Source organism: Bacillus sp. GW821-FHT11D08 (assembly GCF_058808515.1).
The window spans coordinates 141,028-157,854 of sequence record NZ_JBXARS010000008.1 but is presented as its reverse complement, the minus strand read 5'-3'; the positions used below and the strand labels follow the sequence as shown (position 1 = coordinate 157,854).

Annotated in this window: 16 protein-coding genes; 2 read left to right on the top strand and 14 right to left on the bottom strand. The window is 48.2% G+C overall.

Translation table 11 applies throughout. From position 1 onward, the window contains the following. Positions 1-323: 323 nt before the first annotated feature. From AC1RRX_RS16185 to AC1RRX_RS16155, 7 genes are all read right to left on the bottom strand, one after another. Positions 324-1,526 carry an MFS transporter gene (locus tag AC1RRX_RS16185; protein ID WP_144464865.1) on the bottom strand — a complete coding sequence of 401 codons (1,203 nt, stop codon included), beginning with the start codon at positions 1,524-1,526 and terminating at the stop codon, positions 324-326. A 114-nt stretch (positions 1,527-1,640) separates the two neighbouring features. After that, complete coding sequence (locus AC1RRX_RS16180; protein WP_029973928.1) at positions 1,641-2,729, bottom strand: toxic anion resistance protein; 1,089 nt, start codon at positions 2,727-2,729, stop codon at positions 1,641-1,643. Between the two features lie 6 nt (positions 2,730-2,735). Then, positions 2,736-4,358: a YceG family protein gene (locus tag AC1RRX_RS16175; protein WP_144464863.1), complete on the bottom strand. Its 1,623-nt coding sequence runs from the start codon at positions 4,356-4,358 to the stop codon at positions 2,736-2,738. 72 nt (positions 4,359-4,430) lie between these two features. Then, the gene (locus AC1RRX_RS16170; RefSeq protein WP_003156644.1) at positions 4,431-5,204 is read right to left on the bottom strand and encodes a TerC family protein; all 774 of its coding nucleotides are present in this window, start codon (positions 5,202-5,204) and stop codon (positions 4,431-4,433) included. A gap of 38 nt (positions 5,205-5,242) precedes the next feature. Next, positions 5,243-5,821 (bottom strand): TerD family protein, encoded by a 579-nt coding sequence (locus tag AC1RRX_RS16165; protein WP_003156645.1) that lies wholly within the window; start codon positions 5,819-5,821, stop codon positions 5,243-5,245. 32 nt (positions 5,822-5,853) lie between these two features. Then, positions 5,854-6,435, bottom strand: a complete 582-nt coding sequence (locus AC1RRX_RS16160) for a TerD family protein (protein WP_003156648.1) — start codon at positions 6,433-6,435, stop codon at positions 5,854-5,856. 23 nt (positions 6,436-6,458) lie between these two features. Then, a complete protein-coding gene (locus AC1RRX_RS16155) occupies positions 6,459-7,055 on the bottom strand; it encodes a TerD family protein (protein ID WP_144464861.1) in 597 nt (198 codons plus the stop codon). A 275-nt stretch (positions 7,056-7,330) separates the two neighbouring features. Here AC1RRX_RS16155 and AC1RRX_RS16150 point away from each other — a divergent pair, with 275 nt between their 5' ends. Further along, positions 7,331-8,326, top strand: a complete 996-nt coding sequence (locus AC1RRX_RS16150) for an LLM class flavin-dependent oxidoreductase (RefSeq protein ID WP_029973930.1) — start codon at positions 7,331-7,333, stop codon at positions 8,324-8,326. Positions 8,327-8,369: 43 nt separating this feature from the next. On the opposite strand, the gene AC1RRX_RS16145 is transcribed toward AC1RRX_RS16150, so the two are convergent. From AC1RRX_RS16145 to AC1RRX_RS16120, 6 genes are all read right to left on the bottom strand, one after another. Beyond that, the gene (locus AC1RRX_RS16145; protein ID WP_007409044.1) at positions 8,370-9,209 is read right to left on the bottom strand and encodes a metal ABC transporter permease; all 840 of its coding nucleotides are present in this window, start codon (positions 9,207-9,209) and stop codon (positions 8,370-8,372) included. Next, the gene (locus tag AC1RRX_RS16140) at positions 9,167-9,862 is read right to left on the bottom strand and encodes a metal ABC transporter ATP-binding protein (protein ID WP_021495283.1); all 696 of its coding nucleotides are present in this window, start codon (positions 9,860-9,862) and stop codon (positions 9,167-9,169) included. Before AC1RRX_RS16140 ends, AC1RRX_RS16145 begins: the two co-directional genes overlap by 43 nt. 54 nt (positions 9,863-9,916) lie before the next feature. Next, positions 9,917-10,876, bottom strand: a complete 960-nt coding sequence (locus AC1RRX_RS16135) for a metal ABC transporter substrate-binding protein (protein WP_032867360.1) — start codon at positions 10,874-10,876, stop codon at positions 9,917-9,919. A gap of 185 nt (positions 10,877-11,061) precedes the next feature. Continuing rightward, on the bottom strand, positions 11,062-12,741 hold the full coding sequence (locus AC1RRX_RS16130; protein ID WP_144464859.1) for a glycoside hydrolase family 13 protein: 1,680 nt from the start codon (positions 12,739-12,741) through the stop codon (positions 11,062-11,064). Between the two features lie 82 nt (positions 12,742-12,823). Beyond that, the gene (locus tag AC1RRX_RS16125; protein ID WP_144464857.1) at positions 12,824-13,603 is read right to left on the bottom strand and encodes a glucose 1-dehydrogenase; all 780 of its coding nucleotides are present in this window, start codon (positions 13,601-13,603) and stop codon (positions 12,824-12,826) included. A gap of 115 nt (positions 13,604-13,718) precedes the next feature. Further along, entirely contained in the window at positions 13,719-14,840 is a 1,122-nt protein-coding gene (locus AC1RRX_RS16120; RefSeq protein WP_007409040.1) for a response regulator aspartate phosphatase, read from the bottom strand. A 109-nt stretch (positions 14,841-14,949) separates the two neighbouring features. On the opposite strand from AC1RRX_RS16120, the gene cwlK reads away from it, so the two are divergent. Beyond that, positions 14,950-15,453 (top strand): peptidoglycan L-alanyl-D-glutamate endopeptidase CwlK, encoded by a 504-nt coding sequence (cwlK, locus tag AC1RRX_RS16115; protein ID WP_007409039.1) that lies wholly within the window; start codon positions 14,950-14,952, stop codon positions 15,451-15,453. Here the strand turns inward: cwlK and AC1RRX_RS16110 are convergent. Then, positions 15,450-16,808, bottom strand: a complete 1,359-nt coding sequence (locus AC1RRX_RS16110) for a YcdB/YcdC domain-containing protein (RefSeq protein WP_015239098.1) — start codon at positions 16,806-16,808, stop codon at positions 15,450-15,452. The two genes, cwlK and AC1RRX_RS16110, sit on opposite strands and share 4 nt — an antisense overlap. Positions 16,809-16,827: the final 19 nt, after the last annotated feature.

The following is a 16,827-nucleotide window of genomic DNA, read 5'->3' as shown; positions in this document are numbered from 1 at the left end:
AAACATCATAATCCCGTTTATTTTGTATCATTACTTTAAAAACATCCCTGTGTCTTATTTTCCTCTGGTATGCTTCTAAATACTCTCTAATCCTCCTTATTGAGGATAAATTATAAAGGAAATCGGGCTTTTATCAGGCTTGAGAACGTTTCCATCGAATGTGCTGCAAACTGATTTCCTATCCTTTTTTTACAAAAACAAGAATTTTTTCGCGACATTGTCCTGAAAAAAGAAGTTTTCCCCTCCTAAAAATAAGGAATATTAAGGAAAAATATAGGTCTGCCAACAGACGGCTCACTAAAAAAAGCACCCCAAAAGGGTGCTCATTGCGCAAGCTCTGTCTGTTTCGTTTCTTTTCCGAGAATAATAATGGTGATGACGGCAACCAGGATGGCCGCACAAAAGACGGCGAAAATCACTGTAAACGAAACGTTCCGGGCTGCAAGCGATCCGACGAGAAGCGGACCGAAAATGCCTCCGATTCTGCCGACGGCCGCCGTTGTGCCGGAACCGGTCGCACGGATCGCCGCAGGATACTGCTCCGGTGTATAGGCGTAAAGCACGCCCCATGCGCCGAGATTGAAGAAGGACAGCAGCATGCCCGCTGTGAGCAGCATGGCCAATGAATCCGCGGCACCGAAGAAATAAGCGCTGCCCGCCGTTCCGAGCAAATAGAAGACTAAGATGGTCTTCCGCCCCGCTTTTTCGATCAGCCACGCCGCAGAGAAATATCCGGGAAGCTGGGCAAGTGTCATCAGAAGGACGTATTCGAAGCTCTCAATCATGCTGTAGCCTTTCATCAGCATCACGCTCGGCAGCCATAAAAACATGCCGTAATAAGAAAAGACGACGCAGAACCAAACGACAGACAGCAGCACCGTCGGCCGGATATACGGTTTCGTCCAGACACTTCCCGCCTGCCCGCGTATGCTTTTTTTCTGCGGCAATGCCTGATGCGCCGGTGATTCCGGAAGGCTTTTCCGCAAGTACAGCGCATAAAACGCGGCCAGCGCCGTTAAGAGCAGCGCGGCCTGCCAGCCGAATGACGGTATGACAAAGTAGGAAATCACCGCCGCAAGAAGCCAGCCCGCGGCCCAAAAGCTCTCAAGCAGCACGATGATCCGTCCTCGCTTTTCGGGAGCGGACGCTTCTGACACGAGCGTCGAGGCGACAGGCAGTTCCCCGCCAAGCCCCATTCCGATCAGAAAACGCAATATGAGAAAAACCGTCAATCCCGTTGCGAAAGCGGATATGCCGCTTCCGACAGAAAAGAATAACAGCGTGATCATAAACACTTTTTTCCGGCCGATCCTGTCGGCCAGCATTCCGAATACAAAGGCGCCCGCTGCCATACCGATGGAATTGACGCTTCCGATCCATTTCATTTGATCAGGTGTTAAATTCCAATCAGTGTGAAGCGCGGCAATAATAAACGATAAAATTCCGACATCCATCGCATCAAACAGCCAGCCCATTCCGGCAATCGCCAGAAGTTTTCGCGGAGTGACGGCAGGTTGTTTGTTCATAAGCAGCACCTCAAATCGAAAATGATTACCGTATAAGTTTACACCTGTCTTTACACATTGTCATTATCTTTTTCACAAAAAAATCCCGCTTGCCGTAAGCAAGCGGGGTGTGTGTTAATTCTTTAAGACTGCGTTTTTAATATTATCCTGAAGCTGTTGAATCCGTTTCGCGCCGTCTTCTCTGATACGTCTGTTCTCTTCCTCGATCTGTTTCGTTTCCTGCATACCGCTGACAATCGTATTCCAAGACGTTTCAATCGTCTCAATGTCAATGCTCGGACGGCCTGCCATACGGGCAATCTCCACGCTTTGGTTTGAGATATTTTCAGCGTTTCGCTTCAGCATTTCATTCGTGCGGCGGTCCAGCTCGCTCATTGAATCAGCCACAAGCTTTTGCCGTTTGACTGTGACAGCCTGAATAATGCCGTTTTTGAAAATCGGAATCGTAATGACGAAAGCGGAATTGATTTTCCCGATGAGCTTCGTATTCCCGCGCTGAAGGAGGCGGATCTGCGGTGCCGTTTGCAGCGCCACCATCCGCGCCATATCTAAATCATACACACGTTCCTCAAGCGCCTGAAGCCCGTCACGCAGCGTATCAAGCTGCATTTGCGCAAGCTGGTTTCCGCCGGCCGCTTTTTCTTCATAAGAAGGAATGAGCGCCTGCATTTCCTCAAGCTTCATCTGCCCGGCAACGACATACTTTTCAAGCTCCATGTAGTAGTTCATGTTGTTTTCATACATCTCTTCAAGCGTATGGTTCGTCTTTGCCATTTCATCTTTGTATTTTGAAATTTCGACGTGGATTTTTTCAATTTCTCCGCCCAGGGTGCGGTACTTTTGAAAGATCTTTTCAATCATGCTGTTGCCGCGTTTGAACATTTTAGCGAGAAATCCTTTTGGTTCATCGAAATCATTTTTGTCGAAACGGTCCATGATTTTTCCGAGCTGCGTCAGCATTGTGCCTGAATCCGTGACACTTGTTGTTTTCATCATATTTAAGATGCGGTCGGAGAACTTCGAGATTTCAACTGCCGGTTCTTTTCCGTACTCAAGCAGCTCCATTTGGTTTTTCACGTCAATCTGCTGCGAAATGCGCTGCACCTCAGGGTCTTGGCGCAGCTGCACCCTGATGTCATCTGCTTTTTGTTCAGAAATCTCTTCATTTTTATCAAGAACAAGCGGATTTTGATTTTCTGTCATGTTTATTTACTCTCCCTGCTTTTGCGTAATGGTTCTAAACAGCTTTCTTACGAGTGACGGCTCCTTATATTCCTGCCGAAACACCATGTCCTCCAGCCAATGGACATCAAATTGGCTTTCTTCTATATAATGCTCAATATCTTGATGCCCCGGCGGATTATACAAGATGATATCGACGCCGAATTTATTTAAAAACAATAGAGCGGCGGCGTCAGAACGTGTAAGTTCGCCATTTTGTTCCGTATGATATAAAACGAGTTTCGGAACGGTTTGGGCGTAATCAAACGTCTGAATCAATTGCAGCAGCGAAGCGGGCAGGTTCGTCGCCTGGCGGAACAAATAGATTGCGGCATCCCTTGCCTGCTCCCCGGGCAAAGCCTTCAGCCCTGGGTTTCTGCACATGTCAGAAATCACATTGGCGATGGCGTTCTGCACGCCTGACGGGAGATGCTTGTACTGCCAGATGTTGCTTCTTTTCAGCCTGTCCGCGTCAATCGCTCCTTCTTCGTTCAAAACCTGACTGTAGTGATACTGGTAGTTGGCTTTCAGCTCTTCCGTAAACGGAAAACTGCGGATCATGTGTGTCTCCTGATAGTCTGCGGCGGTATGGAGTCTGTTCCAATATTCTTTCGTATCTTTGGAAACCCCCATCACTTTCGCAAAAAGGTTCGGAACGGCCACCCGCTCCCTGTCCGCTTTAAATTGCGGCCGGATAAACGCCCGCTCCTTCGCAATGAGAAATAACTCATCATACGTCGTTTTTAATGTCACGGACTGCGGGGTATGATCCCTGAACTGCCAAGGCTTATACATCATAGATTCCTCATGGTTCAGCACATGCTCAATTTCTTTCGTTGACCGGTAGGCCGTCGTGGACGTTCTGTCCGGCTTTTCTTTCGGGAATGGCTCAAGGCCGCCTGTTGCGGGGAGCTTTATCACAAAGCTGAGTTCCTCATCCGGATCAATCAAGCTGAACGGGTCTTCCGCAGCCGGATGAAACAATAGGACGTCACAGCCGATCAGCATGAGATAATAGAGAAAATAGAGCTGGCTTTTGGCAGCGTCTCCATACCACACCACCTTCGGCATCTCACGCTCTATATCGGCTTGTTCGAGCCATGGATTCAGGTGGTTCAGCGAAAACTTTGACACATCCAAGAGCACACGCCGGAAATCGGGATGATTCAGCCCGTTTTCATGCCGGTCCGCAAAAGTTTCCAAAAGCGTCATAAACGCGGTCCTCAGCCGGCGGTGCATAAGCGGATCAGCATGTTTGGCAAGCAGCCTGCCCCCATCGAGAAACGCGACAAATCTGGAAACCGAAAGCCCTTTCTCTTTTTGATTGACCGAATGGATGTGCTGGAGCGCCTGAAACGTTTCAGGCGCGATGGTCTTATCCAGCGTCTCGCTTAACACATGGATGTTTTCATGAGAAGACAGCTCGAAAAGCTTATTGTAATACTCCGTCTCATCATAAGGAGTGCCCAAAATCCGGACGGCAAGACGGGTAAACGCCAGCCCGTTTTCCCGCTCGTAACCGGGACGTTCCGGCAGCGGCCGCATCAGAAACGTTTCCCAGTCATCGTTTTCCGGCTCGGCCTTTCGGATCACCAATTCTTCCTGCTTCATCATTTTCCTCCTTTCTCTTCATGATTATCGGTACAAAAAAGGAAGGAAATGAACTCTCCCTCCTTTTTTGTTTTATTCTTCTTTAGATGCAGCCGTTTGCTCCTGAACCTGCTTTTGTTTGTTGAAATAGTGGATAATAAACGTTACCACAAACGCAGCGATGATGATTCCGAAGAACACCACGTGCGGCATTTCATAATCAAAGGCGCTCGCCGCCATTTTCACGGCGATAATCCCGATCAGCACAAAAGCCGTATTTTCAAGCTCAGGGATTTTATCAATTAAAACAAGGAATACTTTTGCGACTGTACGCATCATGAGAATGCCAAGCATACCGCCGATCAAGAGCACCCACACTTTTTCCGATACCGCAAACGCGGCCAAAATGCTATCAACAGAGAAGGCCAGATCCATTAACTCAACTGAAACGACAGTGGCCCAGAAAATTCCGAACGTACGGACCATCCATGAATTTTTCTTCATGCCTTCCGTATCGTCATCACCTTCTCCGATCCAGAAATGCTTAATGACGAGCCAAGCCAGGTACAGCGCGCCAAGCACTTTGATCCACCAGAACTTAATAAGCAGCATCCCGATTCCGATAAAGATAAAACGGAAAATATATGCCCCGAACAATCCGTATGTTAATGCTTTCTTCCGCTGTTTTTCAGGCAGATGCCTTACCATAACCGCAAGCACTAACGCATTGTCGGCCGACAGCAGCCCTTCCAGCAGAACCAAGGAACCGATCAGCCCCCATGATACAGGGTCAGTCAGCACCTCACCCCACATTTTCCAATCAAAAAAGGAAGCGTAGGTCGACATAATATGATGTAGAAAATCCAAGTTTTTTCCTCCTATTTAGTAAAACGATAATTTCCTGCTTACACCTGCAAGCCGTAATTCCGGCAAAGTGATGCCAGACCGCCGGAAAACCCGCTGCCGATGGCGTTAAACTTCCACTCAGCCCCATGGCGGTAAAGCTCACAAACGACAACCGCCGTTTCAATCGAGAAGTCTTCCCCTAAATCGAAACGAAGCAGTTCATTCTGGCTGTTTTCATCGACGACGCGCACGAACGCGTTCGAAACTTGTCCGAAATTTTGGCCGCGCGCTTCCGCATCATGAATCGTGACGGTGATGCCGATCTTTTCAATATTTGCGGGTATTTTTGAGAAGTCGACGATAATTTGTTCATCGTCTCCCTCGCCCTCGCCCGTCCGGTTGTCTCCCGTATGGATGACGCCCCCGCTCGGGTGTTCCAGGTTATTGTAGAAAACAAAATCAAGATCATTTACACAGTTGTCATGGGCATCGACAAGAAAAGCCGACGCATCAAGGTCAAAGTCATGCCCTCCGGAGTACTTGTTCGTATCCCAGCCTAAACCGATCACCGCTTTTGTAAGACCGGGGTTCGTTTTTGTCAGATCAACACGCTGTCCTTTCGCCAATTGAATAGCCATGTGCCGTCTCTCCCTTCTGTGTTTGATATGGTTCAGCCGATTTGCAGGCCGTAATCTGTCGCAATACGGGCCAGTCCGCCTTGGTAGCCTGAACCGATCGCGGAAAATTTCCATTCGCCGTTATGTCTGTAAAGCTCCCCTGCGATAATGGCTGTTTCAATTGAGAAATCTTCAGCCAGATCGTAGCGGATCAGCTCTTCATTTGTCTCTTCATTGACAATGCGCACGAACGCGTTGGAAACTTGTCCGAAGTTTTGGCCGCGCGCTTCCGCTTCATGAATCGTGATGACGAATGAAATTTTGTCAATAGCCGCAGGCACCGCGCTCAGGTTGACTCTTACGCTTTCGTCATCGCCCTCGCCCTGGCCTGTCAGGTTGTCGCCTGAATGTGCGACAGAGCCGTTTCCTCCTTCAAGCTGATTATAGAAAATGAAATCATCAGGCGACGCGCATCTTCCCGCTTCATTTAATAGAAAGACGCTGGAATCTAAATCAAAATCATGTCCGCCATCGTATTTGTTTGTATCCCATCCAAGGCCGACAACGACTTTAGAAAGACCCGGATTTGTTTTAGTCAAATCTACTTTTTGTCCTTTTGCCAATGAAATTGCCATGTGTGCACTCTCCTTTTTATCGTTTAGGCGTATCGGTTAACGATATCGCCGATTTTTGTATCGTTTGTGCCTTCTCCTACTGCGGCGAATTTCCACTCGCCGTCCTGGCGGTAGATTTCAGCCGCGATCAGGCTCGTTCTGCCTGAATAGTTATCTCTTAAATTGTAAGTCACCAGTTCTTCGCGATTAGCCTGATCAACGACGCGGATGAACGCGTTTTGAATCATGCCGAAGTCCTGTTTTCGTCTGACGCAGTCGTAAATATTGACGACAAACACAAGTTTATTAATCTGAGCGGGCACTTTCGCCAAATCGATGAGAATTTGTTCATCATCGCCGTCGCCTTCACCCGTCAGGTTGTCACCCGTATGTACGACACCGCTGCAACGGCTTTTCAGATTGCCGAAATAGATGACGTTTTTGCTGTCTGTCATTTTATCATTTTCAAGCATCAGTACGGAAGCGTCACAGTCGATATTGGCACCGCCTCCGCCGAACAGCTTTCCGAAAAAGCCCCCGGATGATACAGGGTCCCAGCCGAGTCCGACCAGCAGTTTTGACAGGCCGGCTTTTCCTTTTGTTAAATCAATCCGCTGTCCTTTTTGTAAAGAGATCGCCATATGATTCACTCCTATTCTGTAAGGGTGCCGCTAAGCACGCCGCAAGTGCGCATTTTTACTAAATTCCGGGACAAGAATCCCGGTGTTTATTAAGATATACGTCTTTTATTATATCAAAGTTTCATAAAACATAAGAATTTTTGGCGAAAAACGGCGAAAAATTACTTCCTATATTCTCCTTCGTTCCGGAGAAAATAGAGAAAACAAAGAAATTGACGAAGACTGAACATTTTTCCTATCCTTGTATCAATACATGTCAGGAAAGGGGCAGACGAGTGATTGATTTAAGCATACTTGATCAGGCGCCCGTATCCAAAGGAAACGGGCCGCACGAGACGCTCCGCCGTTCAGCGGAGCTCGCCCGCCTCAGTGAAGGATGGGGCTATAAGCGGTACTGGTTTGCCGAGCATCACGGCACAAGAGGGCTCGCAAGCGTTTCGCCGGAAATTATGATCGCTCATACCGCCGCAGCCACAACGTCCATCCGTGTCGGATCAGGCGGCGTGCTGCTGCCGCAGTACAGCCCCTATAAAGTCGCGGAAACTTTCCGTCAGCTTGAGGCGCTGCACCCGAACCGGATTGACCTTGGGGTCGGACGCTCACCGGGCGGCACGACGAAAATCCGGCTCGCCCTCACAGACGGGGTAAAGAAAAGCATGACCGAGTTTAACAGGCAGCTTCAGGATTTATCATCCTTTCTGACAGATTCGGTTCCCTCGGACCATGCTTATGCAGGAATAAAAACAGCGCCTTTGATTGAAACAGCCCCGCAGCTTTGGGTGCTCGGCCTCGGGGAAAACAGCGCCAGACGCGCCGCTCTTCAAGGTGCGGGCTATGTCTTCGGCCATTTCATTAATCCGGAACGCGGGGAAAAAGCTTTTCAGATCTATCGGGACCATTTCCGGGCCTCCGCCCATTTTTCCGCTCCCGCCTCGCTCTGTGCCATTTTCGTCATATGCGCGGCTACGGATGAGAAAGCGGAAGAACTCGCCTTAAGCCAGGATTTATGGCTTCTTCGTGTCGGAAAAGGCGCCGACAGCCGCGTGCCGAGTGTGGAAGAAGCGAAGGCTTATCCATATTCGCCGGAGGATCGTAAACAGATAGAAGAAAACCGGAAGCGGATGGTGATCGGCTCTCCTGCCGCAGTGAAACGCCGTCTGCTTGAACTTTCTGCGCGGTATCAGACAAAAGAGATGATGGTGCTGTGCAACGTCTTTGATTTCGAAGCAAAAAAAGAGTCATATGAGCGTCTTGCTGATATATTTCTGTAAAAAAAGCCGTCAAACGGAGCAGCAGATGAGACTGCTGCACCGCTTAACGGCGGTTTTTTCGTTCTTTTCCTTTTTTAAACGCATTCCAAATCCCTTGCAGCGTAAACCCGAGCAGAAGCAGAATGATTAACAGTAAAGTGATTGACGGCCCCGGAGGCGTTCCGAGCTGGTACGAAGACGTCAGCCCCATGAACACACTGAAAAGAGAAATAATAATGGCTGCCGCAAACACCCATTTAAACCCTTTGGCGATACGGATTGCAAAAGCCGCGGGCAGTACGAGGAGCGCGGAAACGAGCAGCACGCCGATAATCGGAATAATGACCGAAATCGCCAGCCCCGTCACGATGCTGAATGACATTGACAGCAGGTTTGTGTTAATGCCTGATGTCTTCGCCGTCGCCTCGTCAAAGGTAAGCAGATAGAGCGGTCTGTTTAATATAATGAAATAAAGCAGAATCAGCAGGGTAATGCCTCCGATAATATAGACCTGCTGCTGGCTGACCGTGACAAGCGATCCAAATAAATATTGATCGATGCTCATCGACGCGCCGCCTTTTGACAGGCTGATCAGAAACATCGCAAACGACAGCCCGGCCGCCATTAAGATTGCGATAGATACCTCGGAATATGTACGGTACGCCCGCCGCATGTATTCAATGCCGATCGCTCCGATCGTGACGACAACGATGCTCGCCGCCGTAATATTGGTACTGAGAAAAAAACCGATGGCCACGCCCGACAATGAAATATGAGACAGCGTATCCGCCATCAGCGCCTGTCTTCTCAGCACGAGATATACGCCTAATATCGGCGCCATAATTCCGATCATGCTTCCCGCTAGAAAAGCTCGTCGCATGAATTCCAAGTCAAACATTTCCATCCGCCTTTTTCCCCCCTTTCAAGCCGTATGACTTTATCCAGATACTGCTGTACTTCGTTTTGTTCGTGTGTCACCATGACGACGGTGCGGTTGTGATTTTTCACCTGATGGTGCATAAATTCGTAGAAACCCTGCCTGCTTTCATAATCAACCGCGGTTGTCGGCTCATCAAGCATCAGCAGATCCGGATTGCTCGCAAGCATTCTCGCAATGCAGATTTTCTGCTTCTGTCCGCCGGATAAATCGCCGATTTTCCGGTGGCGGAAATCCCACATTTCCACCATCTTCAGCGCGTTTTCCACCTCATGGTGATCCGTTTCGTTCAATCGTTTAAACCATTTTCCTTTCGTATAACGGCCTGATTGCACAAGCTCCAGAACCGTACTTGGGAATCCTGCGTTAAATGAAGAAATCTGCTGCGGAACATAGCCGATTGTCAGGCGTTTTCCGGCTGCGTTTTTTTTACTGATCTCGGCCGTTCCTTCCCAAGGTCTGAGCATGCCGAGCATGACTTTCATCAGCGTCGATTTTGACGCGCCGTTCGGTCCTGTAATGCCGACGAATTCGCCGCTTTTGATTTCCAGCGACACGCCGTCAAGCACCGGTGTATGCGAATAACCAAAAACGATATCTTTTAATGTAACGAGATTCATGCTGACCTTCCTTTCCCGCATAGAAATAGTGTGCACCCCGCGGCGCACACTATGTTATTTAACCAATAGCGAATCTTTCAGTGCATCAAGGTTTTTCTCCATAATGTCGATATAACCGATGCCTTTATCCCGTTCTTTTTGGCTTAAACCTTCCAGTGTATTGAGCACTTCCGTTTTCGCGCCGATTTCACCGGCAAGCGTATCTGCAACTTTAGGCGATGCAACTTCTTCAAAGTAGATGATCTTCACATCATGCTGTTTGGCAAACGTTTTGAGATCCGCCAGTTTGGCCGCACTCGGCTCTTCTTCAGGAGAAAGGCCTGCAATCGCAACTTGTTTTAAGCCGTATTCTTTGGCGAGATAGCTGAATGCCGCGTGCTGTGTGATCAATTCTTTTTTCGCCGCTTTATTTAATGTTGTACGGTATAGTTTATCAAGATCCTGCAGTTTTGCAATATATTCTTTACTATTTTTCTCATAGTATGCTTTATTCTTCGGGTCCTGTTTTACAATCTGCGCCGTAATGGTTTTGACCTCTTTTTGCGCAAGAACCGGGCTGAGCCACACGTGAGGGTCCATGCTGTGGCTGTGGTCATGACCGCCGTGTCCATGTTCCTCTTCCTCTTCATCCGAACCTTCGAGTAAGTCAATTCCTTTCGACGCCTTTACAAACTTCGCATGATCAGAGCCCATGCTTTTTTCCGCTGAAGGAACCCATGTCTCCATATATTCGCTGTTGTATACGAAAAGATCGGCGTTTTGAATGCCGGCGATATCCTTCGGCGTCGGCTCCCAATCATGGGGTTCGACCGAAGACGGGATGAGAATGTCTACATCGCCTTTGTCTTTGACAATTTGTTTCGTGAATTCGTACATAGGATAAAAGGTCGTCACGACGTGCAGTTTGCCGCTTTTTGAAGAACCTGACGAACCTTTTGAAGATGAATTGCCGCAGCCCGCCGCAATTAAAAAGCATGCCGCAATGACAATGATTCCGCTCCATTTTTTAAACAAGCCGTTTCCCCCTGTTCTGTAAATCAGAATGATGACGATTTCCAAAGCGTTCTTTCTCGTTCATTTGTTACCTATACCATAATAAAACGAAGTAATTACGTTTTGCAAGATATTTTTTTCTAAATTAATATCCAATTTACCTAAAAAGCCCCCGCCATGTATGGACGGGGGAGTCCTATCACATATCAGGCAAGCAGATAAACTCTTGTTTCGTATGGGCGGAATGTGATGCGGGATTCCGTGCCGCTGTCATTATCATAGTTGCTGAGAAGCAGCTCGGCCCTTTCAGGTTCGGAACCGTCCGGCCAATAAAAAGCGGCTTCTTCTTTCGATACGTTGCTGATGGACATGAGTTTTTGTCCGTTTGCCTGTCTTTCATACACGAACAGCTGCGGGTCATCAGGAAGCAGCAGCGTGTAGCTGCCTTTTATGATATCAGCATACTGTTTTCGCAGGCGGATCAGTTTTTTGTAAAAGTTCAATATAGAATCGGGATCATCCTGAGCCTCGGCCGCATTGACGGTTTTGTAATTGGAATTGACCGCGAGCCACGGTTCGCCCTCCGTAAATCCGGCATTCTTGCTGCCGTCCCACTGCATCGGTGTACGGGCATGGTCCCGGCTTTTCGCCATAATGGACGCCATGACTTCTTCCCTGTTCCGGCCCATTTCAAATACCCTTTTATGATACATATTGATGGTCTGAATATCTTGATAATCCTCTATTCTGTCAAACGGAGCGTTTGTCATGCCGATTTCTTCCCCCTGGTAAATGTACGGCGTGCCTTTCATGAAATAAAGCAGAGCGGCAAGCATTTTGGCGGATGCTTTGCGGTATGTGCCTTCGTCTCCGAAACGGGATACGATCCGGGGCTGGTCATGATTGCACCAATACAGCGTATTCCAGCCTCGATGTTCCAGTTTTTCCTGCCAATCTGTGAGCACTTTCTTCAAATCGGACAGCTCAAGCGGTTTTACATCCCAATGCTCTTGGCCCGGCTTTTGATCAAGCTCCATATGCTGAAAATGAAAAATCATATTCAGTTCATGCTCATCGGTTCCCGTGTAGACCAGCCCTTCCTCAGGCGTCACTGATCCGGCCTCGCCGACCGACATCACGTCATATTTGGAAAATACCTCTTTCGTCATTTCTTTTAAGTAATCATGTATCCGTGCTCCGTTTGGCCGGAAAGGCTTCGGATCGGCCCGGCGGGCGATGTAATCTTCATATGGCGGCAAGTATTCTTTTTTTGACAGAAGATGGAGCTGGTCTATTCGCAATCCGTCCACGGCTTTATCGAGCCAAAATCTCATCATCTCGTACACGGATTGCCGAACCTCGGGATTTTCCCAATTCAGGTCGGCTTGTTTGACGGCGTTCATATGCAGGTAATATTCGCCCGTATGTTCTTCGTACTGCCAGACGGATTGTCCGTAATCCGACACCCAATCGGTCGGCGGGCCGTCCGCGGTGCCCGGCCGCCAAATATAATAATCGCGGTATTTGCTGTCCGGATTCATTTCCGCCTCTTTGAACCAAGGATGCTCCGTGGAGGTATGATTTAAGACGAAATCCATCACAAGCTTTAATCCGCGGCTGCGGCATTCTGTAAGCAGATCGTGAAAGTCCTCCATCGTTCCGTAAGATTCCATAATCGCTTGATGATCCGTCACATCGTAGCCGTTATCGACGTTTGGCGACGGGTAAATCGGGCAGATCCATATCACATCAGCGCCAAGTTCTTTTATATAATCGAGACGCGCGATAATCCCCCGCAGGTCGCCTATACCGTCGCCGTTCGTATCTTGAAAGCTTCGCGGATAGATTTGATAGACAACGGCGTCTTTCCACCAGTCATTCGCCATCTTGCGGCCCTCCTGTTTTTTAGAGAACCATTTCCTTTATGATCCTTCCCTAAACAAAAAAGAGAAGGTTTCCCCTTCTCTTTTATCTGTCCAGCTGAGACGGATAAAGCGTCATGCCTCCGTCGACGAAAAGTGTCGTTCCGGTTACGTAACTCGCTTCTTCCGACACCATCCATGTGGCGGCCGCGGCGACTTCTTCAGGTTTTCCGAAGGCGTTCATCGGAATTTTTTTCAGCTGGGCCTGTTTATGTGTTTCATCTTCCAGATCCTTATTGGACTCCGTGGCGATCGTGCCGGGAGCGATGGCATTCACCCGGATGCCTTTGGATGCGTAATTGAGCGCCATCGTTTCCGTCATCATTTTGATCCCGCCTTTGGATGCCGAGTACTGCACGTTTTCAGGACGGGGTATTTGCTGATGAACGCTCGATATGTTTAAGACCGTTCCTTTTTTGCCGCGATCGAGCATATGTTTCAGTGCCGCTTTCGCCCCCAAAAAGGTGCCGGTCACGTTGACGTCGATGACCCTTTGCCAATCCTCCAAGCTCATTTCATGGGGCATCGCTTCGGCCCCGTTAAAGCCGGAATTGTTGACCATCACGTCCACACCCCCGAAATGCTCCTGGGCGGCATCAAACAGCGCCTGAATCCCTTCTTCTGAGGATACATCGGCTTTTACGGTGACGGCTCTGCCTCCCGCTTTCTCAATGATGTCCGCCGCTTCTTCCGCTCCGGCGGAATCACCGAGGTAGTTCACAACCACATTCATCCGCTCCTTGCCGAAGCGTTCGGCAATGGCTTTTCCGATTCCTTTCGAAGAACCTGTTACGATTGCTGTTTTTCCCTGTAAATCCTGATACATTGTCTCATTTCCTCCCTGATGTTAATACAGAGCATGTACCCGGTTTTGATCGGCCGAAAACAAAAGAGATCATAAAAAGAACGATGAAGCCGAAGCTCCCTCGTTCTTTTTTTCATTATGCGTAGTTGTTCATTTGCAGCCTTTTTTGCACGCCGACAAGCCTGCTGAAAAAATAAGATGCCGCTTTGTAGTTCTCCCGTTTATGAAAGAAATGAGCCGCGTCCTGAAGCAGTTCCTCTGTGTCAGCCAACAGCTCTTTTGATTCCAGAATGTCAAAATACTCTTTGAGCGAATCCTGTCCGCCTTCCCCCTGATAAAGCTCTTTAATCAGACGGAATTTCGTCATATAGATCTCATCTTCCCACTCCGCCGCGCTTCTCATGCCCCGCGCGCAGCTGGCGGCGGCTTCACTGTATTTTTCCGTTTTAAAGTAGATATGCGTGAGTGAAAAAACAGCCTGGATGACCTGCCGGAAGCTGTGTGCTTCAAATCCGGCAGCCGCCCGTTCAAAATCCTCCGCCGCCTTGCAAAAGTCACCCAGACTGTACATACAGTGCCCGATATTATAATAGGCCGCAGCAATCATATATTGATCATCAAGCCGCTCCGCGTGTTCCAAGGCGCATTCGAGGTATTCCAGCGCTTTTTTATGCTGCTGGGCGTCCATCAGATTTCCGGCAATGATAAATTTGCACTGCACCCTTCTCATTCCGTATAATTCATATTTCTTGTAAATATCAAGCGCCTGTCCCGCGTAATTCATCGAAAAGAAAGTCTGCTTGATATGATAGTACACCTCAGAAATTTTATACAGAAACTCGGCTTTCTCTATGTCATCTTCCACATATTCAAGCTTTTCCTCAGCCCGCTTATAATGAGAAATCGCTGAGATGAAGTTTTTCTGCTTAAATTCATACATTCCCCTGAAATAGTAAAAATAATATTCCAGTAAGCCGGTCAGCTTTTGCTGGTTCATCTCAATCTCAGTGAGCATTTCAGAGAACGGAGGCTGGCAGTCGCCGTCTTTCATGGGTTTTAATTTATCCAGCATGATGCGGTGCCGAAATTCCATCAATGAAAAATACAACAATAAATCCTGGTTCTCTTCCATATCTTCGAGTTCATATTGAATCTCCCGCTTCAGCGCTTCAGCTTGATCGGCTTCAAACGCGCGGATCAGCTTATACCATTCATTCATCTTTACGGCCACTTCTTCAGATGGAATCTTGGATTTCATAGATTTGCCTCCTTCCTCCGGCTACTAATTATGTTATATTTTATCATAGCAAATTTATGGCAGTGAGCAAACAAAGATTTTAATCAATTAAAGAAAGAGAGAATTCACCATGAAACGACCAGTCAGAATTGCGCTGCTTTTGATCCTCTTCTTTTCCGCAGACCTATGTTTTTCCTATGTGCAGAAAGAATTGAGGCCGCAGACGGCATTACAAGACAGAGCCATTCCAAGCGCTCTTCATCCGCTCGTGAAACAGAATGCGGAGCTATTGCAGACGGCCGCTCTGAACAAAGGCATCACCGTCGTTATCACAGAGGGTTTCAGATCAATTGAGGAACAAAACGAATTGTACCGTCAAGGACGTTCAAAAAAAGGAAATATCGTCACCTACGCAAAAGGCGGGGAATCTTACCACAATTACGGCCTTGCGATCGACTTCGCCCTGCAAAAAAAGGATGGAAGCCTGATTTGGGATATGACGTACGACGGAAACCGAAACGGCACGCCCGATTGGCTTGAGGTCGTATCGATTGCCAAAACGCTCGGTTTTGATTGGGGAGGCGATTGGAGAGGCTTTAAAGATTATCCTCATTTACAAATGATCCCTGGCTAATAAAACCTTTTCTTTTTTCGCTTTTGCGCATCAATGTACGGAGGATAGACAGGCCTGTACACAAGCTTATATCCTTCATTGCCGGACGGCGTAAAATCGCGCTGCCACTCCAGCCGCAGATGGAAATCGGATAAAAAAGCGGCCTTTGCTTCTTCGGGAGTAACGGCCGGCACCGGATTGATCTTCTCCAGCTGCTCCGGGTCAATGTCAGGCGCCATGTAAGCTTCCACAAGCCCCGTTACGGGACTGACAAGTATTCTCGCAGCGCCGAACCGCAGCGGAATATCCTGATGCCATATGGAAAAATGGAAGCGGAACCTGCCCCTTCCGTCCGTTTTCACCGGGTTCATTTTAAAAAACTCGTCCGCTCTCGGATAAAGCTTGTATAAAAATTGAAGCGCGACGGCCTCACACTCTTCCGCAGAATAAAAGGCCGGGCCCTGGTGCTCAATAAAAGATTTAAAGGCTGTCATTTTCCCTGTCTTTTTGTCCGTTTTCATCTTCATTGTATTTTTGTTGCTGCTTTCAAAATAGCTTTCGATACTCAAATCTTTCCGTTCCGGAACCGATCCTTTCCGCCATGTCGTTCCGATCTCATCCCCGAGATCGCGCCGGCGCGTCTGAACCATATCCGAGGTAAACCCCATTAATTCATCCAGGCTGATTTCCCGTTTATGTTCAAACGCGGGAAGCGGTTTTGCCGGCTCATTCCTGTCTTCGCAAAGCTGCTGATCCGGCACGATATCATCTTCACCGGCCGGATAGCTGTAAGCCGGCAGAATCGGTTCATAGACGAGACGCGGTATTTTCTCAAAATTGACCACATCATAGACGAGACTGAATGTCAGCACACTCATATAATGCGAGACGACTTTTTCCCGATCGACGAATGTTTCCGGAACGGGCGCTTCACCCTTATCCCCGTAATAGATAAACTGCACGACGAAGCCGCTCCTGGTTACATCAACGAAAAAACCTGAATCGGGAAGCGGCCGGCCGAGCACTTTTTTTGTATAGATAAATCGGATGCACCCATTGCGTTCTTCCCTCGCCTGAAAGATGAAATTCATAAAAGTTAGCGGGCGGTGTCTCGCCGCAAACCGAAGAGCCGTCAGCTTTAATTCGGCGTCTGACAGCTGCATGTCTGAACTCGGACAGTCGTTGCGTGAATAGGTAAGCAAAGATCCGTCGTCGCCCAGCTCAATCGTGACCGTTTTATCCGGATGGTTACGATCTTTCCATATATAATAGGCTTTCGTTTTTTGTTTTTCATCATAATCTTCTATTTCAAGCTCATAGTCCGGCGGTATGTTCCCGATTTCCAGCGCTTTTTTTCTCAGATGTTCTTTCAGCAATGGGGTCATCCTTTCAGAA